This window comes from Streptomyces sp. NPDC007929 (assembly GCF_042959065.1).
Lineage (GTDB): Bacteria > Actinomycetota > Actinomycetes > Streptomycetales > Streptomycetaceae > Streptomyces.
In genome coordinates, this window is sequence record NZ_JBIBKD010000005.1 from 687,939 (window position 1) to 714,470 (window position 26,532).

Sequence of the window (26,532 nt, forward strand, 5' to 3'; positions counted from 1 at the left end):
GTGATTGTCGCTGGTGTACCGACCGCTTGGGAGCGATCCACGCTTGCGGAGATTTGTGAGCGCGGCCGCGGAAATATCCAAACCGGTCCCTTCGGTAGTCAACTCCACGCTTCGGACTACGTTCCAATTGGAGTTCCCAGTGTGATGCCTCAAGATATCGGGGATAATGTAATTCGAGAGGATTCTATTGCGCGCATCACAGTCGAGGACTCTCTGCGGCTTTCTCGGTATCTTCTCGCGGCTGGTGACATCGTTTACTCGCGTCGAGGTGACGTGGAGCGTCGAGCCCTGGTTCGCCCAGAACAGGAAGGCTGGCTTTGCGGGACGGGGTGTTTGCGGATCAGGCCAGGTGATGGTGTCAACTCCGCCTATCTCTCCTATTACCTGGGACACCCGAGCGTACGGCAGTGGATTAAGCAACATGCGGTCGGCGCCACGATGCCGAACCTGAACACCAAGATTCTCGGCGCTGTCCCAGTTGTCGTACCGACTCGGAGGGAGCAAGAGTCCATTGCGGCCGTACTTGGGGCGCTAGACGACAAGATCGCGACCAACGAGCGCGTAGCGGCCACGGCTCGCGAACTCGGTCTCACCTTTTACTCTCAGAGTCTCCATGATGACGACTCCGTGGAAGTAGTTGTGGAATCAGTCACGGCTGTGCTGACTCGCGGTGTCGCTCCGAAGTACACGGATTCCTCGGGTGAACTCACGGTGCTCAATCAGAAGTGTATCCGCGACGGGCGGGTGAAGCTCGAACCCTCCCGCCTGACTCTCCGGGGAAAGGTTAAGCCCCCCAAGCTGCTGCGGCTTAACGATGTGCTTGTAAATTCAACGGGTGTTGGTACTCTCGGGCGGGTTGCCCGCTGGACCTTGGACCTGGATGCGACTGTCGACTCGCACATTACGATCGTGCGCTTCAATGAGGACAAGGTCGACCCCGTTTGTGCCGGATTTGCCATGTTGCGTGCCCAGCCAGAGATCGAGTCGATGGGCGAAGGAAGTACTGGTCAGACGGAACTCCGGCGATCCCAAGTCGGTTCACTGGAACTCCTTCTGCCCAGCCCTGCTCGCCAGAAGGAACTGCGCCCCAAGCTGGATGCGCTAGAGGAGCGAGCGGACCAGGCGCTGAGGGAGTCTTTGGCTTTGGTCGACCTCCGCAACACCCTCCTCCCCCAACTAGTGTCCGGCAAGCTCCGCGTCCGAGACGCCGAGAAGATCGTGGAGGACGCCGTATGACCAGCGATAGCAACCACGACGACACCACGCCTCATGCCCCCGCCCACTTCGACGCCAAAATGACCGAGTCCACCTGGGAGCACCTCGCCCTCGACGAACTCAGCCAGCTCGCCTGGGAGGCCAAAACCGGCAAAGACCTCGCCCCCGGCACCGGCCACCGCCGAGACTGGGACGACCTGATCCTCCACGACGAACTCCAGGCAGCCATCGAGAAGCTGAACCCGGAGCTGACCGCCACCGCCGTCCACGAAGCCCTCCGTATCGCCACCGACCCCACCTCCCGCGAGGCGTACCCGGAGAACAAGCAGGCTCACGAGTACCTGACCACCGGCATTCGCCTCACCTACACCGACGAGTTCGGCGCCGAGCAGACCCCCACCGTCCGCGTCGTCGACTTCACGGACCCCGACGCGAACAGCTACCTCGCCGTCAACCAGGTCACGGTCAGGGACACCGACGGCAGCCACCGCCGCTTCGACATCGTCCTGTATGTCAACGGCCTGCCCCTGGCCGTCGTTGAGCTGAAGAGCGCCTCCGACGAGAACGCGACCCTCAAGTCGGCACATGCCCAACTCCAGACGTACGTCTCGGAGTTCCCGATCGCGTTCCGCTACAACGTCCTCTGCCTGGTCTCGGACGGCATAACCGCCAAGTACGGCACAGCATTCACGCCGTACGAGCACTTCGCGCCCTGGAACGTCGACCACGAGGGCGAACGTGTCGACACCAACGAGCCTGGCTACGACGGCCTCGACGCGCTGAACCTCGCCCTTCACGGCCTGTTCACACAGGATCGGTTCCTCGTCCTTACCCGCAACTTCGTCAACTTCCCTGCGCCCAAGCCGGGCGAGCCCCTCTCCGGCAAGCGCATCGCGAAGCCGCACCAGTTCTTCGCGGTGAACAAGGCGGTGGACGCCGTCGTCGAGGCGTCGCGTACGAACGGCCAGGCTGGCGTGGTCTGGCACACGCAGGGCGCGGGCAAGTCGGAGGAGATGGTGGAGACGGCGGCCCTCGTCGCCCGTCACCCGGCGCTCAACAACCCCACCATCGTCGTCATCACTGACCGCAACGACCTCGACGACCAGCTCTACGACACCTTCCTCGACAGCGAGACCCTGCTCGGCCAGAAGGCCCACCAGATCGACACGCGCGAGGAGCTGCGCACTGAGCTGAAGCGGCGCAACGTCGGCGGGATCGTCTTCACCACCCTCCAGAAGTTCGGCCTGAGCAAGGAGGAGAAGGACGCCGGCAAGTCGCACCCCCTCCTCTCCGAGCGCCGCAACATCCTGGTGATCGTCGACGAGGCGCACCGCTCGCACTACGACAGTCTCGACGGCTACGCCCGTCACCTGCGCGACGCCCTGCCGTACGCCACCTTGCTCGCGTTTACCGGTACGCCGATCTCGAAGGCCGAGGCCGACACCCGTGCCGTCTTCGGCGAGTACATCGACATCTACGACCTGAAGCGCGCCGTCGACGACGGGGCCACGGTCCGCGTGTTCCACGAGCCGCGCGTCATCAAGGTCGACCTGCCCAAGGGCGTCGACCCGAACAAGCTCGACGAGCAGGCCAACACCCTCACCGAGGGCATGGACGACGCCGAGCGCCGCCGGGCCATCCAGTACGCCACGACGATGAACACGGTCTACGGCGCCGAGGACCGCATAGCGAAACTCGCCGACGACCTGATCGCCCACTGGGAGCAGCGCCGCGAGCTGGTCAAGCCCGACATCGGCGCTCCCGGCAAGGCGATGGTCGTGTGCGCGACCCGCGAGATCTGCGTACGGGTCTTCGACGCGCTGGCCGAGCGGCGGCCCGGCTGGGTCGGTGACGAGGTCGACAAGGGCGTCATGAAGATCGTCTTCCACGGCGACCGCTCCGATCCCGAGCACATGCGCAAGCACTCGCTGCGCAAGTCCCAGCAGAAGGTCGTCCAGAAGCGCGCCAAGGACCCCGACGACGAGCTGGAACTGCTCATCGTGCACTCGATGCTGCTCACCGGCTACGACGCCCCGCCCATCCACACCCTGTACATGGACCGCCCGATGCAGGGCGCCAACCTGATGCAGGCGCTCGCCCGCGTCAACCGCCGCTTTCGCGGCAAGCAGGACGGCCTGCTCGTCGGTTACGCGCCCCTCACCGACAACCTCGCCAAGGCCCTGCGCGAGTACTCGGACCAGGACCGCAAGGACCAGACGCTCGGCGCGGACATCGAACGGGCCGTCACCGAGGTCAAGAACGAGCTGGCCACTATCAAGGGGCTGCTTGCCGGGAGCGGTTGGAAGGAGTGGCTGGCCGACACCGGTCGCCCCGACTCCCGCAGGCGCGCGCTGCGCTTGACCGCCGACTTCCTGCGCGACCCGAAGAACCCGGGCAACAAGGTCGAGCCCCCCGCCAAACCGCTCTCCGTCCGCTTCAAGGACAGCGCTGCCCGGCTGGACCGTTTCTACCGTGTCTGCGCGATGAGCAAGGAGATCGCCGAGCGCTGCGAGGACTTGGACGACTGGCGTCGTGACATCTCCTTCTTCAGTGAGGTCCGGGCCTGGATGATCAAGCTCGACGCCGCCCAGCGTGAGGCGAGCGGGGAGCCGCTCAGCGCCGAGGTCCAGCGCTACCTCCAGGCCCTGGCGGCCTCGGTCGTCGACGCCGAAGAGATCACCGACCTGTACGCGGAGGCCGGGATCGGCCGGTTGGACATCACCCGCCTCAACGAGGCGCAGTTGCGCCAGCTGGAGAACTCCGAGACCCCGCACCTGGTCACTGAGGCGCTGCGCCGCATGATCCAGCAGAAGATGCGCGAGGTGACCAAGCACAACGTCGTGCGCAACGAGAGCTTTGCCCAGCGCCTCGACGACCTGATGAAGCGGTACATGCTCCAGCAGCTGACCAGCGCTCAGGTCATCGCCGAACTCGCTGCCCTGGCCAGGGAGGTGTCGGCGGAGGCCCGCCGTGGCGAGCAGTTCGACCCGCCGCTCAGCCACGCGGAGCTGGCCTTCTACGACGCGGTCGCCCACCGCGACATGGCCGAGCTGATGGAGGGCGGCCAGGACACCCTCGCCAAGATCGCCCGAGCGCTGGTGAAGGACATCCAGAAGAACCTCTCCGTCGACTGGCTCTCCCGCGAGCCCGTCCGAGCCAAACTGCGTACCCGCATCCGTCGCGTGCTGGCAATGTTCGACTATCCGCCGGAAGAGGAGCGCGAGGCGGTCGACCTCGTCCTTAAGCAGATGGAGATCGTGGCGGCCCTGTGGGCGCCTGCCGCGAAGTAGACGTGAACGCGCCGGGCGGACCAAGTGCGACGGTCCGCCCTTTACGGCCGGGCGCGCTCGACGCGAACGCGCGAGGCACCCCTTACGGCGTAAGCCGCCGCGCTCGCCGACAACACGCTGAAGTCGCCTTATTCGCACGACAATTTGTGTGCCCATCGGGAGGTGCGCAGCTCGGCCCGACGTCTCGCCGTCCGGCGGCTGGAGGAGCGGGGCTACTCGCCGACGTCGGCCACAGACACATCGTGCACGCTCGCCCTCGTCGTCGGCGAACTCACAGCGAACGCCGTGCAGCACGGCCGAGTCCCCAGACGTGACTTCGGCCTCCGGCTCGCGCTCGACGGCAGCTGCGGGCCTGGTTCGCATGGATGTCGCGGACGTTGCCTCCACGAAGCGGCAACCCGTGGTCCCATCCTCGTCGCACCCGAATGTCAGTCCGGTCGGGGATTGGTTCCCTTGGGCGGCCTGGCCGCGCGCTGGGGGTCGGAGCCGCGTCGACCCATGGGCGAGCCGGTATGGGCAGAGGTATCTCTGTGTGGCGCCAACGCGCCCTGATTTCCAAGGGATTTCGATAACCCTGGTTATCACTGAAATCGTGGAGTGCAACGCCTCCGTGTCTCTAACGTCTGTTCCGTCACACCGGGCTCTACGCAAAGCCGGAGGCTCACCCCTCCCTCTCACTGCGCCCCGCCCGGCCGACTCCTCAGCGGAGCGGACCACGGAAGGACGGAGAGCGCCATGGCAGAACACCCCGAGCACAACGAGTCCCCCGAGCACGACGAGCAGGCCGGGCAGACCCCCGGCAGTGGCGGCTCCTCGACGCTCTCCCGGCTGGCCGCCCGCCTCGAAGTGTCCACCCTCGCCAAGGCGACCAAGGAGATGCTTCGTGAGGCGCTGGGCGCGTCGGGAACCGACTCGAACGCGCCTGTCGGCCCGCACCCGGACCACCGGGTGTTCCTGGAATCCATCAGCGTCAGCGGCTTTCGCGGCATCGGTCGGAAGGCACGTCTGCCGCTGAGCGCGAAGCCCGGTGTCACCCTCGTGGTGGGGCGCAACGGTTCGGGGAAGTCCAGCTTCGCCGAGGGCGCCGAGATGACGTTCATCGGTCGGACCGCCCGCCTCGACAAGCAGCGCGGCGAGGTGTGGCGTCGGCACTGGCGCAACTTGCACGACGGGGCTGAGCCGAAGGTCGAGGTCCGCCTCGCCATCGCCGGTGACGCCCGGCCATCCACGCTGACGTGCACCTGGCCCGGCGACGACGTCATGGCTCCCGAGGTCGAGTTCAAGCGGCCGGGGCACGGCCGGCGGCCCTTCCACGACGTCGGCTGGGAGCAGGCGCTGAACGACTATCGGCCCTTCCTCTCGTACTCCGACCTCGACAAGGTCATCAGCGGCAAGCCCAGCGAGCTGTATGACTCGGTCGCCACCATCCTCGGGCTCGGCGAGCTGACGGCCGCGGACGAGCGGCTCCAGGGCATCGAGAAGGCGATCAACTCGGCGGTGAAGACGGCCGAGGCGGAACTGCCGGCACTCGTCGAGGCGCTGTCCACGCTGGACGATCCCCGCGCGGCACGCGCACTCGCAGCCGTCAGCGGGGCGGAGACTCCCGACTTCGACGGGCTGGACGCCCTCGTGACCGGACTGCCCGACGCCGACGACGACCGTCTCCGGGAGCTGCGCGCGACCCTCGAGCTGGCTGGCCCCGACCTCGACGCGGTCGGCGCGGCCGTGGACCGTCTGCGCGAGGCCGTCGCCGTACTCGACGACGTACGCGCCTCGGGTGCCGAGGACGCCCACCAGCGCGCCGAACTGCTGTCCAAGGCCCTGGATCACAGCCGTCGACACGCGGACGAGGACACCTGCCCGGTATGCGGATCCGACCGGCCGCTCGACGAGGCATGGGCCGAGCGGGCCGCCGCACAGGTGGCGGTCTTGCGGCAGGAGGCCGCCACTGCGCAGGAGGCCCGCACCGAGGTGCGGGACGCGACGGACGCCGTCCGCTACCTCATCACGCAGGTCCCTGCGTGGCTGCCCGCACCGCTTGTGGACCCGTGGGAGGAATGGGCGGCCTGCCGGGCAATCGACGACGCCGAGCGGCTCGCCGCCCGCGCCGAGACCGCCGCGCTCGTCCTCGCCGACGCCTGCATGGCCATGCGGCAGGAGGCCACCCGCGAACTGGAGAAGCTCGACGAGGAGTGGCGTCGCTGCGTCACCCGCCTCGCCGCCTGGCTCGACCGGGCCCGGACCGCGCACGCCGACAAGCCCCGGCTGCGCCAGGTCAAGGCGGCCCGCAAGTGGCTCAAGGAGGCGTGCGCCGAACTCCGCGAGGAACGGCTGCGGCCCTTCGAGGACCACTCGCAGCGGATCTGGGAGGAACTGCGCCAGCACAGCAACGTCAACCTGCGTTCCGTACGCCTGACTGGCAGTGAGAAGGCTGCCGTACGCAAGCTCGTGATGGACGTGTCCGTGGACGGTACGGAGGCTGCGGCCCTCGGCGTCATGAGCCAGGGTGAACTGCACTCCCTCGCGCTCTCACTCTTCCTGCCGCGTGCCGCCGCACCGGACAGCCCCTTCGGGTTCATCGTCATCGACGACCCCGTGCAGTCTATGGACCCTGCGAAGGTTCACGGGCTCGCGAAGGTCCTGCACGGTCTCGGCGAGACCCGCCAGGTCGTGGTCTTCACCCACGACACGTGGCTCCAGCGGGCCTTCACCAACCAGGAGCTCCCGGTGACGGTCCTGGAGGTGGAGCGGGAGGCGCGTTCGGCGGTGACCGTGCGCCGGGTGACCGATCCAGTCGGCCAGGCGCTGGACGACGCACGCGCCCTCGCCCGTACGCCGAACTTCCCGCTGGTGGCCATGACCCACGTACTGCCCAGCCTCTGCCGCACCGTTCTGGAACGGGCCTTCTCCGAGGCCGCGTGGCTGCGGCTGCACCGCGCCGGACTGACCGAGTACGAGGCTGAGAAGACCGTCACGGCCGCCGTCAAGCTGATGGATGTTGCCGCCCTGGGGCTCTTCGGGGACCCGTCCAGGACGGGTGACGTCTACCGCGAGCTGCGCAGACGCTGTGGCCCCGGGGCGGTGGACCTCATCCGGCAGTGCCAGGAGGGCGCGCACCCGTCCGGCACCTCGATGCCGGACCCCCTTCGGTTCGTGGGGGACATCGCGGCCATCGCCCAGACCGTGCGCACGCCGGAGGAGGCCACCCAGTGAACGGCACGATCCGTCAGTTGCTGGACATCGCGGACCTGCTCATCGGGGACAACGGCGGCCTCGCCACCGCTGGTCCCGTCACGGGCGGACCCGCCACCGCAGGGGCTGGCATGGCCGCACCCGCCGCCTCCACCGCGTTCACCGCCACCACGGCGAGCCGGTGCCGTGGTGCGGCCTTCGCCCTCCGTGCCGCGCTGGAGGGCGCGGTCGCCGCCCGCCTTGCCGCTCATGGCGCGCCCCGCACGATCCGTGAGGGCTCCATGCGAGCCGCACTGCTCTGGCTTCGCGGCTGCACCGAAGCGGGGACGGCCCGCCGGGCGAAGGCCACCTGGAGCCAGCTCTGCCTCGGCTGTCACTACCACCAGTACGAGATCGGCCCCACGGAAGACCAGGTGCGCGCGTGGCGCACCGAAGTCGCCGCAATTGTCACGCTGTTGGCCTGCTGATCAGGGCTCGGCCGAGTCAGCTGCTGGGTGGGCCCCAGCGAAGGCGGGTCCTGATCCGGCCCGGAGCGAGGACCGCAGCCCGAAGGAGAAGCACGTGAGAACGACATCACGAGGGCGCTTATCGCTGCCCTGCATGAAAGGAGCGACACCATGGCAACCCGTACCTCCAAGCGAACTCTGTACCGGCTCAGGGGCGTCGCTCCGACCGCCGACGCGATGTTCGACGCTCTGGACCCGAATCAGCTGGAGCGGGTCCACGCGGATTTCGACGTCCCCGAGGACCTCGGTGTACCGGCGGTCCTGGTCACTGGCAGCTTCGAGCAGCCCGTGGCGAGCTGGTGCGACGAGATCTTCCGCACGACGGGTATCGAGGTGTCGCGACCGGTCAACCGCTCGGCCGGACTGCTGATGCTCGTTGTCGACGGCGAGATGTACGCCATTGGTTACGATCAGGGATTCCGCCTGGTGCCTGACCGCCTGAAGGACCACCGCTTCGGGCTGAGCTTCGCGTCCCGCCGGGTGGATCCCGGACGCATCCGGGACCTGGTGTCGCACACCCCGGGTGGAGGGCGCACCGACATCACCCTGATCCCGGGCGGCGCCTCGGTGTGGAGCCTGGGCATCGTCGAGCACGCCCAGATCGTGCGCCGCCTCGGCGGACACTTGGACGACATCCCGCTCACCATCGCCCGGGACAACCCGGCGAAGATCTCCAGTGCCGAGGGCGGTGCCGGCCTGCGTCTGCGGCTCGGTGTGCAGGGCGCCGACCTGATCGCCGACATCCGTGCGATCGCCCGTGTGCTGCGCGAGGAGAAGCCGAGCCCGGAGCTGGAATTCGTCGAGCACGTCGTGCCCGTCGACGATCCCAGCGTTCTTACCCGCCTAGAGGCCGCCCTCGACGACCTCCTGGGGCAGGAGCCTGACGGGACGATCAGCGTCGCCGTCCCCGCCGACCGATGGGACGACTACGCTGCAGCCCGGGCGTTCAGAGCCAGGATCAACAGCGACGCGGCCGGCCGGTCGACCGACGACTTCGACCTCGACTACGTCCTCTGTCGGGCCCGCATCCAGCGTGCCGGTAGCCGGGTGACCGCACTTCGGGAAGGAACCGTCACCCTCTACCGGCACAGCCGCGCCGACCGGGCCGACGAGATCTGGACGTCCAGCGCGCTCCGGTGGATCGAGGCGGAAGTGTTCCTCGACTCCCGCCAGTTCTTCCTGATGGACGAACAGTGGTATGAGATCGACCAGGAGTATCTGAAGACGATCCGCTCGCATGCCGAGCGGCTGATCGCCGCCTCTCCGTCCGTCGACCTGCCCCCGTGGACCCTCGGAGAGAAGGAGCGCGCCTACAACGAGTCAGTGCCGGACCAGCGGCCCGGGTACGTCTGCTTCGACCGCCACAACGTCCAGACCGCGCTGCACCGCGGGAACGGCGTGGAGATCTGTGATCTGCTGAGCCCGGACAACGTCCTCGTCATGGTGAAGCGTGCCAAGGGCTCCGACGCACTGAGTCATCTCTTCAGCCAGGCGCTCGTTGCCGTACAGACTCTGCGAAACTCTCCGGAGGCCAGGGAACGGTTCGCCGAGAAGGTGGCCACGGCCCGGAAGGGGCGCGGGCTGCCGGAAGGCTTCCGGCCTTCGAAGGTCGTCTTCGCGATCCTGCTGAAGGACGGAACCGATCTCACCGCAGACACCCTGTTCCCGTTCTCGCAGGTCACCTTGGTGCAGACAGCCAGGACGCTCGAAGCGTGGGGTGTTCAGGTCGAGGTCGTGGGCATCGCCTCGACTCCGTCTACCACCGCCCCGGCAGGGATCCGGCAGGCAGCGGCGTAGCCACTGTGTACCACTCTGCTGTACATCTTTCGCCATGTCCGCCCAGAGGCGGCCCTCGCCATCAGCAACGGCCCGCCTGCACGCTGTCGACGGTCAAGTCTTCTCCTTGGCCACCAGCCGTACGGAGAACCCGGCTTCCAACAGCGCCAAGCCCGTCGTGAGACCGGAGACACCTACGCCCACTACGAGGACTGTCACGGCTCCGTCCGCACGCGCCAGCTCGCTTCTCAGCACCAACGCTCACTGATTGACTCGCTGGCGATCCCGCTGACCAGCGCGCGCATCGCCGCCGTTGAGAAGAGCAACGGCCCACGGTGGGTGTCCTTGGAGTCGCGCACTGCGGCGTGGTCGCCCAGTGCAGCGACTTCCACGCAGTCGTTCGCACCCCCGCTGTACGAGCTCTTCTGCCACCGCGCGTGCGCGAGATCGACGTCGTACGGGGCTGCCGTGACATCGTGCGGGGCGGCCATGCGGGGCGTGCTCACTCTTCGAGCTCCTTGCTGATGCGTGCGATGCGGGTGCGGGTCTCCGACGGGTCGAGGGCGGTGCTTCTCAACTGGTCGAAGATGTCTGTGTAGTTCTCCACGTCCTCTGGAGACTCGAGATACACGGAGTTCTTGGGATTCTCCAGCCACACCAGGTCCGGCGTTGGGGGCGGGAACGTCAGGATGACGAACGGGCCGTACAGCCCGGGATGCGCTCCGAGTGAGAACGGCAGCAGCTGCACCGTGATGTTGGGCTGCTCGCTTGCCTCCACGAGCTTCCGCATCTGGTCGCGCATCACTTCGACGGAGCCGATTGTCCGTCGCAGCACGGCTTCGTCGAGGATCGCCCAGAGTCTGGCGGGGGCCTCGCCGCCGAGGCGGCTGTTCTGCCGCTCCATGCGGACCCTGACCAGGGACTCGACCTGCGGCGGGGACAGGTCCTTCCTCATCTGGGCGATCACGGCACGCGCGTAGTCCTCGGTTTGGAGCAGCCCCGGCACGAGCATCGGCTGGTAGCTGGCGAGGTGCGTCGCGCCGGCCTCCAGCGCGAGGTACCCGTCGTAGCGCGTCGGGGTGAGCACCGTCGAGTACTTCCGCCACCAGGGCTTCTGCTGCTCCTTGTCCGCCCGTACGAGGTCGAGCACGTCGGCGCGCCGATGCTCGTCGTCGACGCCGTACAGGTCCAGCAGTGCCCGGACGAGGACCGGCGTCGTACCGCGTTCGCCGTTCTCGATCCGGCTCAGCGACCCCTGGTTGACCTCCAGTTGGTCGGCGACCTCGGTGAGGGTGAGCCCGGTCGCGTCACGCAGTTCCTTCAGCCGTGCCGCGAGTTGTCGCCGGTACACCGACTGTGGGACCAGGCTTCTCTTCAAGGCCATGCCGGAAGTCTCTCTGTACCGGCGACACCTCTACAACCCATACGGGTCAACTTCACCAGACATATTGCCTAGTTGGTGGTTGCGTCGGCATGCTGTCAGGAGTCACGGCGCGCGTTCGTACGGGCATGCGCCGCAGCCGACCGATGGGCGAGCAGGCCACGACCGCGCTACCGGCACGCGCCTTCGCGTCGGTCCTGCACGCCGCACCAGGAGGGTGGGCCATGCCTCGGACAACGCTGCTTCGGCAGCTGCTCCAGCAACGGCACCTGACGACGCACGAGGCTTTCGCCGCCCAGTACGAGCGGGCCGCCGCCCGGCTGGCAGAGCTCGACCGCGACCCCCGCCTGGCGTCCCTCCAGGTCTCTCCACGTCAGTTCGACCGCTGGTACGGCGGGGAGTTGCTGACTCTGCCCCGTCCTGACGCCTGCCGAGTCCTGGAGCACATGCTGGGCAGACCCGTGTCCCAGCTGTTCTCCACGGCGTACGACGACGACTCCGCGCACGACCACGACGAGGAGTCAAGCACGGCCCAGCAGGCGACGAGTGCGCCTCCGCCACGAGAGGACGACGAGAACCCACTGGACATCGTCACCCGGACCCGGCAGCTCACGGCCAGCAACGCCGACGACGCGACGCTCGCCTTCCTCGACTCCTCTCTGGAGGGCATCGCCAGCCGGTACGAACAGGACGGGCCGTACGTACTCCGTCCCCAGGCCCGCCACGTACGGCAGCTCGCCCACACCCTCCTCGACGGCCGCCAGCCCCCACGCACGCGCCGGGAGCTCTTCCGCCTCGCCGCCCGTGTCTCCGGCCTGCTCGGCTACATGGCGGTGAACACGGGCGACTTCGCGCTCTCGGAGGCGTACTGCACCGAAGCCCGGGAACTCAGCCGTGAGATCGGCGACCTGGACACCGACCTCTGGGCGTGCGGAACGCTCTCCTTCAGCCTCTACTACGCCGGCCGGTACGACGAGGCGGACGCCTGCGCGGCCGCGGCTGTCGAGCGCGCTCCACGCCACGCCCAGTGCGTCCGCCTGCTCGCCAACGGCCGGGCACGGGCCCTCGGCAAGACTGGCGACCGGCGTGCCGTCGAGCAGTCCATCGGACAGGCACTCCGCCTCTCCGACCTCCACGAGCTACCCGTCGGGCTGACCTCCTGCATCTCCTTCGAGCCGTACGGACGGGCGAGGACGCTGGCCAACGCCGTCACGTCACACGTGGCGCTGCGCAACACGGCCCAGGTACTGCGCGACGCCGAGCACATCGACGATCTGGTGGAGCACTCGACCTCCTCCTGGAGCCGTTCGCTCGTACGCCTCGACGTCGCCACCGCGCTGCTGCAGCAGCGCACGCCCGACATCGACCACGCGATGGCGCTGGGCCGTGAGGCCCTGCGGCTGTGCGGAGACACACCGATCAGCTCCGTCTACCAACGCTCCCGTGACCTGCATGAGCAGGCCGGGCCGTGGCGTGATCATTCGGCTGTACGCGATTATGGCGACGAGTTCCGGACCTGGAGCTCGCAGCCAGCGGCCCTGGCCATGGCGTCATCCGCGTCGTAGGCGCCGTGGGTGTCGTCGTACTTCGGGGCAGTGTGAAGCCGAAGGAGTACGTCGGGTGTCCCTGCTCAGCGCCGATCCCGCCGCGTTCCCCGCCGAGCCCCCCGCCGACACGCACGACCCGGCGGTCACCGCGGCCCACGACTGGGCGGCGTTCAGCGCACTCGACGAGATGACCGACCACTGGGCACGCCCCGGCTGGTCGGACGGCAGCCGGGCGTACTACTGGATGCTGACCTTCCCGGACGATCAGCGGCTCGCGACTCTCGCCAGGCACTGCCAGAAGGAGCTGGCGCCCCTCGGCCTCGACCCGGTGCCGACGGACGGCTTGCACATCACCCTCGCCCGAGTCGGAAGGCCCGACGCCGTCACCCCCGGCCAGCTGGACAGCCTGGCGCGGGACGCCGAGGCACTGCTGCCCTCCGGGTTCTCGGTACATGCCATGCCGCTGGCCGGCTCCCGAGGCGCCGTCCGCCTGTCCCTCGGCCCCTGGGAACCCCTGCTCCGGCTGCACCATGCGCTGGCCAAGGCAGGGAGCAGCGTCGGTCTGGCCCCGAAGAAGCCGACGTCCGCATTCCGGCCGCACCTGAGCCTCGCGTACAACAACCGCCGGCGCCCCGCCGCGCCCGTTGTGGAGACGGTCTCAGGACTTCGCGCTCTACCGGCTGTCGAACTCTTCGTGCCCGCCGTCCAGTTGGTGGAGCTCCGCCGTGAGGGGCGGACGTACCGCTGGGATGTGCGGAGGAACGTCACGCTCGGGTAGCCCGCTGGCGCCCAAGGCGAGAACCACGACCACTTCCTTGCCGATCGCGGTCGGCCGGACGGACCACGTGGAGGCCAACTCCCCGACGAGCAGCAGTCCGAGACCACTGCCCGTCAACTCCTCCACCGACTCCTCCACGGAGCGTGCCCGGACCCTGGAGACATCCCGTCCCGCGTCATGGACCCGCAGTACCGCCACGTTCCGGTAGACCTCCACGCACATGCAGTCCGGTCCGCCGGCTGTGTGCCTGAGCGCGTTGCCCACGAGCTCCGAGGCGATCAGAACGGCATCGTCGACCCGCTCCGGCTCGGCATGGCCCTCGAGGAGCTCTCGTACGTGTCTGCGCGCGAGGCCCGAAGGCTCGGTGCAATCGGCCAGCTTCACCCAATGACGCCGTACTGGCGTTCGCCTGCAGAGGCGCTCTTCGTCCACCGCGTCCATCGCCACTTCTCGTTTCCGCTTGGCACTGGACCGATCAGCCTCGCTACGCCTGAGCCGCGGCGGTACGCCACGGCTCCGCCTCTTCGCGCGCCGCCGGACGGCGGACGAACGGCGTGCTGACGGCGTACCGCCGCCGACTGGCCCCGGCGAGGCTCTTCGTCGAGGCGCCGGACCCTTGGCGTCTCGGCTCACCTGGCTGGAGGTAACGCGGAATGAGCGGCAGTGCGAGGCAGACCGCACCACACGAGGTGCCCCCGAGCACGCGCCTGGTGGTGTACGCCTGTCTGCCCGCGTCACTCAGTGAGGCCGCCGACCACAGCGTGGCCAGCGCACGGCGGTACGTGGCCGATGCCGGCTGGGAGGCGGTCGAGACGTTCGTCGACCGGGCGGCACCGTTCGAGAGCCGCGCCCTGTGCGAGGGCTGGCACAACGCTTTGGCCGCGGTCGAGCAGGGGAAGGCGGCCGGGATCGTCACCCCTCTGCTCGTGATGCTGGGGCATCTGGAGGAGGACAGGGCGAACCTCGCTGCCTGGCAGGCTCGCACCGGAGCGCTGATCACGACCCCGTGGGCGGTCGTCGATGCCGCAGGCGCCACGGTCGCACGGCGGTCGGCGGCGTGATGGCCCGGATGCGGCAACGGTTGCTCCTGCAGCTGCTCGGCCAGGTCGGATGGGTGCTGCGGCATCCGGCTACGTACATCGGTCGGTTCGGCTTCGGCACCTTCCAGGTGCTGTTCCTGCCCGTCCTGGTGACCGGCACAACCTTGACCACGCTCTACGCGGGCCAGTCCCGGTAGCCCCGGCCCGTGTCCTCGACCCCCCTCTCCGGATGCTCCGAATCCATGTCCCCCACGGAATCCGATCAACCGGAGAGGGGCCGCACCCAAGGTGCGAACGCAGAAACCCGGCCCTGCGGCAATCCATACGCAGGCCGGGCGGCACGACGAACCGTTCGGAACCTTCCGACAGAAGAGGAAGTGCGATGACCGCAACCATGCTCAGCCAGATCATGACGGCCACCAGCGGGGCGTCCGCTGTGACGGCCGCCCCAGAGGCGCCCGCCGACCCGTTCGACGTCGACCTGACCATCGTCACGGAGATCGGCGCCGACCTGCTTCCCAAGGCGTGCGGCACCGGTGACGGGTGCGCGGCCTCCTGCGCCTCGTCCTGCGCCAGCGCCGTCTGACGACGGCCCGTGCACGGGGTCGGGGGCGCTGCCGCCCCCGACCCCGCTCGTTCACAGCACTGACGGCGGAGGCATGGGGATGGGAAGCGACGGAAAGCTCTACCAGCACACAGGCGCGGCGCTGCTCCGGGCCGCCGCGATGCCGCTGACGGGTCTGCCGACATGGTGGCCTGACCCGTCCGACACGGATGCGTGCGGCAGGTGGCTGAGGCAGGTGTGGGCCGATGCGCGGTTCGCCGACGCCGTCCGGCAGGCGAGCGGCGATCTCGCCACGCGGGTCGACGCGATCTGCGCCGGGCAGCCGACACGCTCCAAGCAGGTCCGGCGCGCCGCCATGGCCACCGTCCGCTACTTGTTGCGCGCTACCGGGCGACCGACCCCGTTCGGCCTCTTCGCGGGAGTCACCGCAGCCAGCGTGGGCTCGACGCCACACGTGAGGTGGGGCGACGCACACCAGGCCGTGGCCCGGGTGGACACCGAGTGCCTGGACGACGTCATCGTCCGCTTGGAGGCGTGCCCGGCCCTGCTGGAGCGCCTGGATGTCGTCCTGAACAACCTGGCGGCGCGCCGCGGCGGACGCCTGCACGTCCCACACGGCGGACCGATGGGCGCCACCATCCGGCGCACCAGCGCAGTACGCGTGATCGAGGACCTGGCACGCTGGCAGGTCCACTTCGCTGCCCTCGCCGAGCAGTTGGCCGCATCCTTCCCCCGAACCGAGCCGCAGAACATCCGCACACTGCTCGGCGCGCTGGTGCGCGAGAAATTTCTGATCACCAGTTTGCGCGCGCCGATGACCAACACCGATCCGCTGTCCCACCTGATTGACCGGCTGCACGGCGCGGACGCGGGCACGGTGCCGCAGGTCGCGCAGGTCCTGCACGAGCTGGAAGCGGTGCAACGCGCCGTACACGAGCACAACCGGCGCCCGGCGAGCGCGCAAGGGCCGGCTCGGGAGGAACTCACGGGTCGACTGCGTGGGCTCTCCGACGCGGGCCGAAGCCCCTTGGCCGTCGACCTGAGGCTGGACGCCGAGGTACGGATCCCCGAGAGCGTCGCGCAGGAGATGGAAAGGGCTGCCGATGCTCTACTGCGGCTCACGCGCCGACCGGCGGGCCAGGGTGTGTGGAAGGAGTACCAGGTCGCGTTCTGGGAGCGGTATGGCACCGGCACGCTCGTGCCGGTGAAGGAGGTCGTCGACCCGGCGTCCGGGCTCGGCTATCCAGCCGAGTACCCCGGCAGCCGCATGACCCCACCGCCACCGGCAGTCTCCGAGCGTGACGAGCGGCTGCTGGCCCTGGCCTGGCAGGCACTGGCTGACGGCAGCAGAGAGATCGTCCTCACCGACGACCTGATCGACCGCCTGGCCGGCGATGCGCCGACCGAGCAGGAGGCACCACCCCACGTGGAGATGTGCGCGCGCCTGCACGCCGACAGCTTGTCCGCCCTGGAGCGCGGGGACTTCACGCTCACGGTGACACCGGCCCGCGCCGCGGGCACGCTCACCTCCCGGTTCACTCCGGTCGCCATTGGCACGGGACTCGACGAGGTCTACCGCCAAGTTCCCACGGGAGTCGAGAACGCGCTGACCGCGCAGCTCTCCTTCCCGCCGCTGTACCCGCACACAGAGAACGTCGCCCGCATCCCCGCTTATCTTCCACACGTGATCCCGTTGGGCGAGCATCGCAGCCCGGATGACACCGCGCCGACGGTCATCGACGTCGACGACCTCGCGGTCACGGCCACGCACATCCGGCTGTACCTGGTCAGCATCTCCCGCCGTCGCTTGGTGGACCCGCAGGTCTTCCACGCCATGGCCCTGGACAAGCAACCCCCGCCCCTGGCCAGGTTCCTGGCGCACCTGACCCGCTCCTTCGGCCCTGCCTGGACCAGCTTCGACTGGGGGCCGCACGGCGCACGGCTGCCGTTCCTGCCGCGCGTCCGCTACGGGCGCGTCATCCTCTCTCCCAGTCGCTGGAACCTGACCGCCGACGACCTTCCAAGCCGCGGCGCGGACACGCGGGAGTGGACTGACGCCCTCGGCCGGTGGCGGAAGCGGTGGCACTGCCACGGTGCCGTCGAGCTGCGGGAGGACGACCGGACACGTCGGCTCCAACTCGACGTGCCCACCCACGCCACCGTCCTGCGTGCCCACCTGGACCGGGAAGGCCATGCCGTGCTGACGGAGGCGCCGGCCGAGGAGACCTACGGCTGGATCGGCGGCCACGTCCACGAGATCGCCCTGCCGATGACCAGCACCCGTCGGCCGATACCCGACCCGCTCTCCGGCTTCCTCCCCATGCTCACCAACAGCACCCTCGGGCCTGTACCGGGGGCGGTACAGGCACCCTGGCTGAACGCCAAGATCTACAGCCACCCCGAACAGCTCGATGAGCTGATCGGCACCCACCTCGCGAGGCTCGTGGCTCAACTCCCAGGTACACCCGAGTGGTGGTTCGTCCGCTACCGGACCCCGCACGACCTCGACCACCTGCGCCTGCGCATCCGCACCCGCAGCCCCGGACAGTACGCCGCCTGCACTGAGCTCGTCGCTGGATGGGCCACCGGGCTGCGCCGCGAGGGGCTCAGTAGCAAGCTCGTGTTCGACACGTACACCCCCGAGATCGGCCGTTACGGCCCAGGCGCCGCCCTGCGCTGTGCCGAGGCGGTGTTCACGGCCGACTCGGCCTACGCCCTCGCCGCCTTGAAGGGCCCCGGAGTCGACGGCGTCGACGGACGCGCGCTGACCGCGGTCGGCATGGTGGACATCGCCTGCGGCTTGCTCGGCCCCGACGAGGGCATGCGGTGGCTGGCGAACCGGCCCGCGCCTCCGGCTCGCGTCGAGCGAGGCGTCTGCGACCAGGCCATCGAACTCGTTCGCCGCACTACGCCTCATGCCCGGGGCTGGGGCGAAGCGCTCGTCCAAGCGTGGCACCGTCGCGCCGTGGCCCTGGCGCTGTATCGCGAGGGCCTCGCCGAGAGCATGGACCTCGACTCCGTCCTGGAATCCTTGCTGCACATGCACCACAACCGCCTGCGTGGCCTGGACCGGGAGGACGAGAGAATCTGCCGCCGCCTTGCCCGTCAGTCCGCCGTCGCATGGGCCGCCTGGCCGGGGGACAGCTGATGAGCTACGACGCGCCGCCCACACCCACCGGGCCCGGCTGGGGCCAGTCGCTGTACTCCGGCGCGGCGGGAGTCGCCCTGCTGCACGCCGTCAGGGCACACACCGGCGAAGACGACAGGGACGCGCTCCGGCCATGGGCCGCCGCCATGCTCAAGGGCCCGATCCAGGCCGCCCCCGAGGCATGCGGTCTGTACGAGGGCGCCCCGGCCGTCGCGTACGTCCTCAGCTTCACGTACACGAACACCTCCACTCGCGCCCTGGCGACCCTGGACACACACCTCGCCGACGTCACACGCCAACGACTCCAGCGGGCACACGCCCGCATCGATCGCGGCGCGTTGCCCACCCTGGGCGAGTACGACCTCATCAGCGGACTGACTGGGCTGGGCGTGTACCACCTGCACCGCGGTCACAAGACGGAGCTTCAGGACGTCCTCGCATACCTGGTGCGGCTGACGGAACCGATCACCATCGAAGCGCAACGTCTGCCCGGCTGGTGGACGGGAGACAGTCCCGATCTGCGACCGACGCCGCGATGGCCCGGCGGTCACGGTAACTTCGGCCTCGCCCACGGCATCACCGGACCGCTGGCGCTGCTGGCCACAGCCCTGCGACACGGCCACACGGTGCCCGGACAGACGCAAGCCATCACCCGAATCTGCGAATGGCTCGACCGGTGGCGCAACGGCACCGGCTCGCGCGCCTGGTGGCCGGACCTGATCAACCGAGCCGAACACCGACGCGGCGAGCTCCAGCGCCCAGGACCGAGACGCCCGTCCTGGTGCTACGGCACCCCCGGCATCGCCCGCGCTCAGCAACTCGCCGGCCTCGCTCTCGGCGACTGTGACCGGCAACGCCAGGCCGAGCAGGCCCTGGCCGGATGCCTGGCCGACGACCAGCAGCTCGCCCAGCTCACCGACGCCTCCCTCTGCCACGGTTGGGCGGGGCTCATACAGACCGTCTCCCGTGCCGCCGCCGATGCCCTCGACGACGAACTCGCGTCGCATCTACGCCGCCTGAACGTTCGGCTCAACAAGCACCTGGACCACCACGGACTGCCGGACGGGGCCGGCCTGATGGACGGCACGGCAGGTATCCACCTGGTCCGTCTCACCGACCCCGTCAACACGGCGATCACCGCCCCCTGGGACTGCTGCCTGCTCCTGACAGGGTGACGCCGCGAACCGAATCCGCACACCAGAACAAATGAGAACGATCTGCCCCTGCCGTACGCACAGCCGGGCACCTTCCGAAAGGAACACCACCACTGGCGCCTCCCCCGAGGACCTGCGCAACCGCCTGGTCGACGCCATCCTGAAAGAGGACCTCTCCGGCCTCCGCGACGCACGCGTCGAGACCGCCATGCGGACCGTACCCCGCCACGCCTTCCTCCCCGACGCACTCATCGAGGAGGCGTACGCCAACAAGAGCGTGACGATCAAGGAGAACCCCGACGAGGACGCACTCCCGCTGAGCTGCGCTTCCCAGCCCGACGTCGTGCACTTCATGCTGGTCCAGCTCGCCGTCCGCGAAGGCGACAACGTCTTCGAGATCGGGGCTGGCACCGGCTACAACGCCGCCCTGCTCAAGCACCTCACCGGGAAGTCCGGACAGGTCACCACATGCGACATCGCCCCCGACGTGACCGCCTACGCCCGCCGGATGCTGGACGCCAACGGATACGAAGACGTTCGCGTCGTCACGAGGGACGGCGCCCTCGGCGCCCCGGAGTTCAGCCCGTACGACCGGATGATCGCCACGGTCGGCATGTGGGACCTCCCCGGCACCTGGTGGGACCAGCTCGCCGTCGGCGGACGCCTCGTGGTCCCGCTGCGGTGGCGCGGGCTCTCCAGGGCCGTGGCCTTCCAACGCGAGGAGGAGCGGATGCGGTCCGACTCCGTCAAGATGTGCGGCTTCCTCCCGGTGATCGGCCAGGACGGAGAGCGGAACGACTACATCGACGACGACCGGCACGTCAGGCTCTACTGGGACGAGGACCAGTCCATCGCCCCGGAACTCCTTCGCGACGCGCTCACCCGACCGAAGTCGGTCGTCTGGACCGATGTGACGGTCGGCCCCGTCGAGTCGTTCGACGGCGTCTGGCTGCGGCTGAGCGCCACCGAGCGAGCGACCTGCCGCATCACCGCGAAGCCCGCAGCGGTGGCGGCCGGCCTCCACAGGCCCGCCTCACCTGCCCTGAGCCCCGCCCTCGTCGAGGGGGACTCCATCGCGTACCTCACCCTGGAGCGGACCGCCGAAGCCCCCGAGACAGAACCCCGGTTCCGGCTGGGAGCCGTCGGCTACGGTCCCGCCGACGCCGATCTCGCCGAGCGGATCTGCGCGCAGATCCGCGCCTGGAGCCCGGCCCGGACCGCCGAACCCGTGGTCACGGCCTACCCCGTGGACACACCGGACAGCGACCTCGCCGACGGAGCCGTGATCGACCGGCCCTCCGTGCGGCTCGTCATCAGCTACTGATCCCGACGCAGGCGAGCGCGGCCGTTGCCAGGGGCGGCCGCGCCCACCGAAACGAGAACAGGGCGGCGTGGGAGCACAGTGGTCAGCCCTGCGCGAGGGCCGCCTCACAGTCGGTGCACCGCCGCACGGCCCGTCGCCTCGGATTGCCCGCGGTGGCGGTCGCCGGAGAAGCACTGCTCAACCGCTCCCAGAGCCCAGGTGGAGGATTCGGGATCCACCCCCAGCGCGGGGGCCGTACGTCGTCCTCGGTCATGTGGTCGCACCATCCGGGCCTGTGCGCGACCTGCTTCGGGGAGATCAGGATCGTGTCATCCGGGTGAGTACGCCACTCCCTCTTCACGAACGTGCCTGCGGAACGCGTGGGCGCCGACGCCGACGAGCCCGGCGGACACTCGCATCCGAGCCCGATGACGATCTTGCCGCCGCACTCGTCGCAGCGCTCTACTTCCACTGGCCTCGTACCACCCTCACGCCGTGCTGGAGTCGACCCGGTAGACGATCTTCCCGTCGGACTCGCTGAACCCGCGCGACTCGTAGAAGGCCCGTGCGCCTGGGTTGTCGCGGTCGGCCATCCATTCCACCCGGCTGCAGCCGGGGCGCGCGGCGGCCAAGGCGCGGAGTTCGTCCATGAGGCGAGCACCGATGCCCTGCCGACGCAGGGTGTCGCGGACGTAGAGCTCCTTCAGGAACAGGGAGTGCGAGGAACCGGCGGCCGGCCAGAGGAAGGAATAGGCGGCGAGGCCCACAATGTCCCCGGTCTCGTCCTCGACGAGCAGGGCGGAAGCCAGCGGTGGCACGCCGAAGAGGGCTTCTTCCACCTGGAGGCGGCGCTCCTCGATCGGCTGGATATCTGTGTCGGTCGCCCCGTAGAACCGCTCGATCTCCTCGATCAGCTCGGCCACGGCCGGGACGTCCCGCTTCTCCGCGGGACGGATCGTCACGGTCATCGGCGCCTCCTGTCCTTCCTCGATTGCTTCGGTCGCTGCTGCACTCGTCCGTTCCAACGCGTGATCCCCTTCGGGCGGTACGGCACACGCGTCTACGGCGACGAGGCGGCCTGCGCGTAGGGGTTCCAGCCGTGCTGCCGCAGGGAGCCCTGGACGTGTCGGATGAGGTGCTCCAGGTCCGCGCAGTAGACAGACGGGTTCCGGTAGCCCTGGGCTTCGCTGAAGCGGTGTGGGAGGTAACCACCGCCGCACACGTCCACGAATGGGCAGGCGCGGCACTGCTCGGCGAGCGCATCCTTGCCGTGTTGCCGGTGCAGCAGCTTTGGATGCCACAGAGCTTCGTCGAAGGAGTGGCGGAGGACGTCGAGCCCGAGCCAGGTGGCACCCTCCTCGACCGACCGCAGGGTGTCCACGGCCTCGATGGAGCCGTCGGACTCGATCACGATGCTCGTCGGCGGGGCCAGGCCGAGCGTCTCCACCGAACCGCGCACGCCAGAGCTGAGGGCCACGATGTCCTCCAGCATTCGGACGCTGTGCCGGCACTCGGGCCGGGCGAGCCAGGCGTCGTACACCCTGCTCATCCACAGCCCGTACTCGGGCACGCGCGAGTCGGCGCGGTGCGGCGGGTCGTCGTGGGTGGCGTGCGGCAGGCCGAAGTCGATCACGGGCGGTTCGAACGCCGCCAGGTAGTCGTGGACCTCCACGGGGTCGTTGGCCAGGTCCACGACGGCGAGCAGCCCCGCGAACAGGTTTGGCCGCGACCGCAGGAGTTCGATGCCGCGGACGGCGGAGGCGGCGCTCGACCGCCCGGCGTGGGTCAGCCGGTGCCGGTCATTCGCAGGTGGCGGCCCATCGAGGCTGACGCCGACCGCGACCTCGTACCGCTCGAAGAGGTCCAGCCAGGCACCGGACAGAAGAGTCCCGTTGGTCTGGAGCTCGAAGAGGACCCGGGCCCCGGCCGGCGCGGCGTCCCGGACGGCCTCCAGCAGACCGGCCATGTGCCCGACGCCGACGAGAAGCGGCTCCCCGCCGTGCAGTACGACGTGGATGGTCCGAAGGCCGTGCGCGGTGGCGTGTTCACCGATCCGCCGGGCCGCAGCCTGGGCCACAGCGAGGTCCATTCGGGCGGGCAGGCGCCGCGCCGCTTGGTCCCTGGAGTTGAAGACGAAGCAGTAGTCGCAGTCGATGTTGCAGCGGTTGGCGACCTTGAGGATGAACGTCCGGAAAGGAACGGGGCCTTCGGGTTCTGTCATCGAGCGGATGTGCTTACAGCGGCCAGGGCCAGATGAGCGAGGCCGCGTGGGCACCGTCGCCGACCCGGCTCGTCGCGCCCTCCTCGGCCTCCAGTCGCTGCCGGACACGTGCGGCCACGCGGTCCAGGACGGCGGTGCCGGCCGCCGTCGGCTCCGCGGACGCCGGGCCGACGGGCGTGATGGTGCGTGGCTCGGTGACGGACGCGGGTGACGGCATTCAACGCTCCTCGTGAGGTACGTGCCGGAGGTGGCACGGTGCGATGGGGCTGAAGCGACAGATCAGCCGGAAATGTAGCATCTCCAACCACCCACCTGGCACAGGAAATTCGGCCACATGGTCGGCGTCAACCGGACCGCGGCACCAGCAACCGTTCGATGTCGTCCGCGGCCGCGCTCACGCCCAATCGCCGGTACACGGTCGCGGCGGCTCGCAGCGAGGTCACTCCGTGACCAGGCCCGTCAATCGTCCAGTCGCAGCGGCCGATGCCCTCCAGTGCCCGCGCCTCCTCCAGCGGGCAGCGGATGTCCCGCGCGAGCGTGAACGCCTGATCGAAGTGTCGACGGGCGGCCGGCGGTTCATCGGAGGTGAACAGCAGCATCCCCCAGTGGTTCAGTACCTCTGCCTCGCCGCACCGGTCGCCCAAGTCCCGCAGGATCTCCAAGCCGCGTTGGAACGCCTCGATCGCGCCGTCGCGCTCACCGACGATGCCGCGCGCCACGCCCAGCTCGCTTAGCGAGGCGGCCTCACCCCCGCGGCTGCCGAGCTCGCGATAGGCGCCCAGGGCCTCCTCCAGAAGCCGGATCGCCTCTGTCGCATCCCCGGTCACACGCTCCACGACGCCAAGGTGGCGGACGCTGGTCGCGCGGCCGAACCGTTCACCGAGCTCGGTGAAGTGCGTCAGGGCCTGGCTGTGTGCCGTCCGCGCTCCCTCGATGTCTCCGGTCAGCCGTCGGACGACACCCAATTCGTTCAGCGCGTAAGCCTGATGGACACGGTCGTCCAGCTCCAGGTAGATGTCGAACGCTTCCTGGTGATGCCGCGCGGCCAGGTCGTACGCGCCCGTGAGGCAGTGCGCGACCCCCAGGTCCCGCAGGGAGTTCGCCTCCCCGTACCGATCACCGAGTTCCCGGTAGAGCGCCAGGGCCTCGCTCTGCGCCTCCACCGCGGCGTCGAACCGACTCATCTGCCGGTGTGTCATGCCGAGAACGGCAAGCGCGTTCGCCTGTCCGAGCCGGTTGCCCAGCTCACGGTAGAGGGCGAGGGCCTCGGTCTGGGCGCGGGCAGCGTCCTCGTTGTCCGCGGTCAGGTACCAGACGATGCCGAGCTGGTTGAGTGCGTCCGCCTTCCCGCGCCGGTCGGCGACTGCTTCGTACGCCGTCACGGCGTCGTTCAGGGCCTCGATCCCCTGTGGGTAGGCGGCCATGAAGCGTCGTACGACACCCAGCTCGGCGAGAGCATCGCCCCGCGCCCGCTGGTCGCCGGTGTGGCGGGCGGCCTCGGCAGCGGTCCGGTGGAGCCCGACGGCCTGGTCCCAGGGGCCGGCCTGGCGCAGGAAGGGCGCCATGGCCGCGGCGAGCCGGACCACGAGGTCGTACAGGGCGAGGCCGTTAGCCCGCCGGACGCAGGCCAGGATGTTGGCCCGCTCGGTCTCCAGCCAGCTCAGGGCTTCCGCCCGCGACTCCAGGACCGGGGTTTCCACCTGCGAGGTGTCGTCCGGCGCCGGTGGCACCGCAGCTCCGCTGCGCACGGTGTGCCCGTTCGCGACGGCGAGAGCGGCCAGGTAGTAGGTGCACACGCGCTGGACGGCCTGTACTTGGTCCATGCTGTCTCCCTCGGCGGCGAGACCGCGAGCGTAGTCGCGCAGGAGATCGTGCAGCCGGTAGCGACTCCCCGGTTGCTCGTCGATCAGGTGGTCGTCGTACAGCGCCTCAAGGTGCCGACGGGCCACCACGACGGAGACCTCAGCAAGAGCCGCACCGACGTGCGAGTCGAGATCGGTGCCGGGGAAGACCCCGAGCTGTCGGAAGAAGTGCTGCCGCTCCGGTGCGAGATCCCGATAGGAGAGATCGAACGTAGCGGTGACGGCACGTTCCCCGGCACGCAGCTCTCCCAGCCGGTCCCGCGCCGCCACCAACCGTCCGCGCAGGTCCTCGGCGCTCCAGGACGGATGGTGCCGCAGCCGTGCCGCGAGAAGCGACACCCCCAGCGGCAGACACCCGCACAGCCGCACCAACTCGTCCACCACATCCCGGCCGAGAGCGTCGGCCGGTCGCCCACTGAGCCGTACGAAGAGTTCGACCGCGTGATCCGGCGGCAGTGCGTCCACCGACATGACCACCTCCTCGTTCGCCACCAGCCGCTTGCGACTGGTCACCAACACCAGACACCCGCTCCCACCGGGGAGCAGCGGCTCCAACTGTCGGTAGCTGGCCGCGTTGTCGAGAATCAGCAGCGCCTTCTTGCCCGCGAGCCTGCTCCGCCACATGGCGGCCCGAGCCTCCGTGACCGCTCCGATGTCGTCACCGACGGGAATCTGCTGCGTCGGCACGCCGGCGGCCGCGAGAAGCGAGGCGAGCGCCTCGCTGGCCTGCACAGGAGTACGCCCCGGCGTGTGCCCGTTGAGGTTCACGAAGAGCTGTCCGTCGGGGAACCGCTCGGAGAGCAGGTGGCCTGCGTGCACGGCGAAGGTGGTCTTCCCGACGCCGGGCATGCCGTCGATCACGTGAACGGGCAGCCCCTCGCCACGCTCCTGTGAGGCCCGCACCGAGCCCACCAGCCGCTCCAGCTCCGCGGCACGGTCGGTGAACGCGGCGGTGTCGCGTGGCAACGAACGCAGCACCTGGGCGGCCCCTGGCCCTGCTCCATCCTCCGGTCGGCCCGGAGGGGTGGGAGGCCGCGTCTCGGAGAGCCCGGCGAGCAGGGCCGTCAGTCCCGCCATCGCCACGCCCAACACGACGAACGAGAACCAGGCGTGCTCCTGTAACCACCCCAGCCAGCCGGGCCACCGTGACTCATCGGACACGGCGTTCGTGACGAGCCCGACCAGCATGGTGGTCAAGGCGCAGCCTCCGGCGACGACGGCGATCGCGATCCCGCGCCGGAGTCTCATACGGAGGCCCCGGCAGCAACCAGGGGAACAGCCGATTCCCCCCTGGCGTCGCTGAAGAGACACCACGCACTGCCAACCGACCTGGTCACGACGGCAACCCCCGAGTAGAACGCCCCAACTTCCCTAACGGAACAATCCTCGTAGACCTTGGTCAAGGGCGCGTCTGAGCCACGGGGCGCACCGGCTTCCGCAAGGCGCGGTGGCCGCTCCCGGGACTGCTGCAAGGTTGGGTGACACCTGACCTGGCTCGCTGAGAAGCGGCCTGGAAGGATGTTGCAGTGCCCAAGCCGTATCCGAAGGAGTTCC

21 protein-coding genes are annotated in these 26,532 nt (G+C 69.2%); 13 read left to right on the forward strand and 8 right to left on the reverse strand.

Annotated elements, in window-relative coordinates; genetic code table 11:
• The 5 genes from ACFZDE_RS20515 to ACFZDE_RS20535 all read left to right on the forward strand — a co-directional run bounded on the left by ACFZDE_RS20515 (position 1) and on the right by ACFZDE_RS20535 (position 10,000).
• Positions 1-1,236: a restriction endonuclease subunit S gene (locus ACFZDE_RS20515; RefSeq protein ID WP_391201416.1), complete on the forward strand. Its 1,236-nt coding sequence runs from the start codon at positions 1-3 to the stop codon at positions 1,234-1,236.
• Entirely contained in the window at positions 1,233-4,505 is a 3,273-nt protein-coding gene (locus tag ACFZDE_RS20520; RefSeq protein ID WP_391201294.1) for an HsdR family type I site-specific deoxyribonuclease, read from the forward strand. Before ACFZDE_RS20515 ends, ACFZDE_RS20520 begins: the two co-directional genes overlap by 4 nt.
• 735 nt (positions 4,506-5,240) lie before the next feature.
• Entirely contained in the window at positions 5,241-7,718 is a 2,478-nt protein-coding gene (locus ACFZDE_RS20525) for an AAA family ATPase (protein ID WP_391201296.1), read from the forward strand.
• Positions 7,715-8,164: a hypothetical protein gene (locus tag ACFZDE_RS20530; RefSeq protein WP_391201298.1), complete on the forward strand. Its 450-nt coding sequence runs from the start codon at positions 7,715-7,717 to the stop codon at positions 8,162-8,164. The genes ACFZDE_RS20525 and ACFZDE_RS20530 overlap by 4 nt, the downstream gene beginning before the upstream one ends.
• A 150-nt stretch (positions 8,165-8,314) precedes the next feature.
• Positions 8,315-10,000 carry a TIGR04141 family sporadically distributed protein gene (locus ACFZDE_RS20535; protein ID WP_391201300.1) on the forward strand — a complete coding sequence of 562 codons (1,686 nt, stop codon included), beginning with the start codon at positions 8,315-8,317 and terminating at the stop codon, positions 9,998-10,000.
• 93 nt (positions 10,001-10,093) lie between these two features.
• Here ACFZDE_RS20535 and ACFZDE_RS20540 read toward each other — a convergent pair whose 3' ends face one another.
• Genes ACFZDE_RS20540 through ACFZDE_RS20550 form a run of 3 tightly spaced genes read right to left on the reverse strand, consistent with a single transcriptional unit; the run spans position 10,094 to position 11,363 of the window.
• Entirely contained in the window at positions 10,094-10,198 is a 105-nt protein-coding gene (locus ACFZDE_RS20540; protein ID WP_391201302.1) for an FAD-binding protein, read from the reverse strand.
• Between the two features lie 29 nt (positions 10,199-10,227).
• A complete protein-coding gene (locus ACFZDE_RS20545; protein ID WP_391201304.1) occupies positions 10,228-10,485 on the reverse strand; it encodes a DUF397 domain-containing protein in 258 nt (85 codons plus the stop codon).
• Entirely contained in the window at positions 10,482-11,363 is an 882-nt protein-coding gene (locus tag ACFZDE_RS20550; RefSeq protein WP_391201306.1) for a Scr1 family TA system antitoxin-like transcriptional regulator, read from the reverse strand. The genes ACFZDE_RS20545 and ACFZDE_RS20550 overlap by 4 nt, the downstream gene beginning before the upstream one ends.
• A 221-nt stretch (positions 11,364-11,584) precedes the next feature.
• On the opposite strand from ACFZDE_RS20550, the gene ACFZDE_RS20555 reads away from it, so the two are divergent.
• A complete protein-coding gene (locus ACFZDE_RS20555; RefSeq protein WP_391201308.1) occupies positions 11,585-12,925 on the forward strand; it encodes a hypothetical protein in 1,341 nt (446 codons plus the stop codon).
• 55 nt (positions 12,926-12,980) lie between these two features.
• A complete protein-coding gene (locus tag ACFZDE_RS20560) occupies positions 12,981-13,685 on the forward strand; it encodes a 2'-5' RNA ligase family protein (protein ID WP_391201310.1) in 705 nt (234 codons plus the stop codon).
• On the opposite strand, the gene ACFZDE_RS20565 is transcribed toward ACFZDE_RS20560, so the two are convergent.
• A complete protein-coding gene (locus ACFZDE_RS20565; RefSeq protein WP_391201312.1) occupies positions 13,581-14,126 on the reverse strand; it encodes an ATP-binding protein in 546 nt (181 codons plus the stop codon). The genes ACFZDE_RS20560 and ACFZDE_RS20565 overlap by 105 nt on opposite strands.
• A gap of 212 nt (positions 14,127-14,338) precedes the next feature.
• Here ACFZDE_RS20565 and ACFZDE_RS20570 point away from each other — a divergent pair, with 212 nt between their 5' ends.
• The 6 genes from ACFZDE_RS20570 to fxlM all read left to right on the forward strand — a co-directional run bounded on the left by ACFZDE_RS20570 (position 14,339) and on the right by fxlM (position 20,916).
• Complete coding sequence (locus tag ACFZDE_RS20570; RefSeq protein ID WP_391201314.1) at positions 14,339-14,746, forward strand: hypothetical protein; 408 nt, start codon at positions 14,339-14,341, stop codon at positions 14,744-14,746.
• 8 nt (positions 14,747-14,754) lie between these two features.
• Positions 14,755-14,922: a hypothetical protein gene (locus tag ACFZDE_RS20575; RefSeq protein ID WP_164337316.1), complete on the forward strand. Its 168-nt coding sequence runs from the start codon at positions 14,755-14,757 to the stop codon at positions 14,920-14,922.
• Positions 14,923-15,107: 185 nt separating this feature from the next.
• On the forward strand, positions 15,108-15,311 hold the full coding sequence (fxlA, locus tag ACFZDE_RS20580) for an FxLD family lanthipeptide (protein WP_391201317.1): 204 nt from the start codon (positions 15,108-15,110) through the stop codon (positions 15,309-15,311).
• Positions 15,312-15,390: 79 nt separating this feature from the next.
• Positions 15,391-18,438, forward strand: coding sequence for a thiopeptide-type bacteriocin biosynthesis protein (locus tag ACFZDE_RS20585; RefSeq protein WP_391201319.1), 3,048 nt, complete (start codon positions 15,391-15,393; stop codon positions 18,436-18,438).
• On the forward strand, positions 18,438-19,613 hold the full coding sequence (locus tag ACFZDE_RS20590; protein ID WP_391201320.1) for a lanthionine synthetase LanC family protein: 1,176 nt from the start codon (positions 18,438-18,440) through the stop codon (positions 19,611-19,613). Before ACFZDE_RS20585 ends, ACFZDE_RS20590 begins: the two co-directional genes overlap by 1 nt.
• A gap of 31 nt (positions 19,614-19,644) precedes the next feature.
• Positions 19,645-20,916, forward strand: coding sequence for a methyltransferase, FxLD system (gene fxlM / locus ACFZDE_RS20595; RefSeq protein ID WP_391201321.1), 1,272 nt, complete (start codon positions 19,645-19,647; stop codon positions 20,914-20,916).
• A gap of 467 nt (positions 20,917-21,383) precedes the next feature.
• Here the strand turns inward: fxlM and haaN are convergent, their stop codons facing one another.
• From haaN to haaT, 4 genes are all read right to left on the reverse strand, one after another.
• Positions 21,384-21,863 (reverse strand): cyclophane-containing RiPP N-acetyltransferase HaaN, encoded by a 480-nt coding sequence (haaN, locus tag ACFZDE_RS20600; RefSeq protein ID WP_338677596.1) that lies wholly within the window; start codon positions 21,861-21,863, stop codon positions 21,384-21,386.
• Between the two features lie 92 nt (positions 21,864-21,955).
• Positions 21,956-23,116, reverse strand: a complete 1,161-nt coding sequence (locus tag ACFZDE_RS20605) for an FxsB family cyclophane-forming radical SAM/SPASM peptide maturase (RefSeq protein WP_391201323.1) — start codon at positions 23,114-23,116, stop codon at positions 21,956-21,958.
• Positions 23,117-23,129: 13 nt separating this feature from the next.
• Positions 23,130-23,333, reverse strand: coding sequence for a HaaA family cyclophane-containing RiPP peptide (gene haaA / locus ACFZDE_RS20610; RefSeq protein ID WP_358422640.1), 204 nt, complete (start codon positions 23,331-23,333; stop codon positions 23,130-23,132).
• Between the two features lie 127 nt (positions 23,334-23,460).
• Positions 23,461-26,226, reverse strand: a complete 2,766-nt coding sequence (gene haaT, locus ACFZDE_RS20615; protein ID WP_391201325.1) for a cyclophane-containing RiPP biosynthesis TPR protein HaaT — start codon at positions 26,224-26,226, stop codon at positions 23,461-23,463.
• Between the last annotated feature and the right edge of the window lie 306 nt (positions 26,227-26,532).

Bases quoted from the DNA above. Each gene is read 5' to 3' on its own strand.
- ACFZDE_RS20520 (WP_391201294.1), top strand. From the start codon at position 1,233: ATGACCAGCGATAGCAACCACGACGACACCACGCCTCATGCCCCCGCC.
- ACFZDE_RS20525 (WP_391201296.1), top strand. From the start codon at position 5,241: ATGGCAGAACACCCCGAGCACAACGAGTCCCCCGAGCACGACGAGCAG.
- ACFZDE_RS20585 (WP_391201319.1), top strand. From the start codon at position 15,391: ATGGGAAGCGACGGAAAGCTCTACCAGCACACAGGCGCGGCGCTGCTC.
- fxlM (WP_391201321.1), top strand. From the start codon at position 19,645: ATGAGAACGATCTGCCCCTGCCGTACGCACAGCCGGGCACCTTCCGAA.
- ACFZDE_RS20535 (WP_391201300.1), top strand. From the start codon at position 8,315: ATGGCAACCCGTACCTCCAAGCGAACTCTGTACCGGCTCAGGGGCGTC.
- haaT (WP_391201325.1), bottom strand. From the start codon at position 26,226: ATGAGACTCCGGCGCGGGATCGCGATCGCCGTCGTCGCCGGAGGCTGC.
- ACFZDE_RS20570 (WP_391201314.1), top strand. From the start codon at position 14,339: ATGAGCGGCAGTGCGAGGCAGACCGCACCACACGAGGTGCCCCCGAGC.
- ACFZDE_RS20555 (WP_391201308.1), top strand. From the start codon at position 11,585: ATGCCTCGGACAACGCTGCTTCGGCAGCTGCTCCAGCAACGGCACCTG.
- haaA (WP_358422640.1), bottom strand. From the start codon at position 23,333: ATGCCGTCACCCGCGTCCGTCACCGAGCCACGCACCATCACGCCCGTC.
- haaN (WP_338677596.1), bottom strand. From the start codon at position 21,863: ATGACCGTGACGATCCGTCCCGCGGAGAAGCGGGACGTCCCGGCCGTG.
- ACFZDE_RS20550 (WP_391201306.1), bottom strand. From the start codon at position 11,363: ATGGCCTTGAAGAGAAGCCTGGTCCCACAGTCGGTGTACCGGCGACAA.
- ACFZDE_RS20590 (WP_391201320.1), top strand. From the start codon at position 18,438: ATGAGCTACGACGCGCCGCCCACACCCACCGGGCCCGGCTGGGGCCAG.
- fxlA (WP_391201317.1), top strand. From the start codon at position 15,108: ATGACCGCAACCATGCTCAGCCAGATCATGACGGCCACCAGCGGGGCG.
- ACFZDE_RS20565 (WP_391201312.1), bottom strand. From the start codon at position 14,126: ATGGACGCGGTGGACGAAGAGCGCCTCTGCAGGCGAACGCCAGTACGG.
- ACFZDE_RS20575 (WP_164337316.1), top strand. From the start codon at position 14,755: ATGCGGCAACGGTTGCTCCTGCAGCTGCTCGGCCAGGTCGGATGGGTG.
- ACFZDE_RS20605 (WP_391201323.1), bottom strand. From the start codon at position 23,116: ATGACAGAACCCGAAGGCCCCGTTCCTTTCCGGACGTTCATCCTCAAG.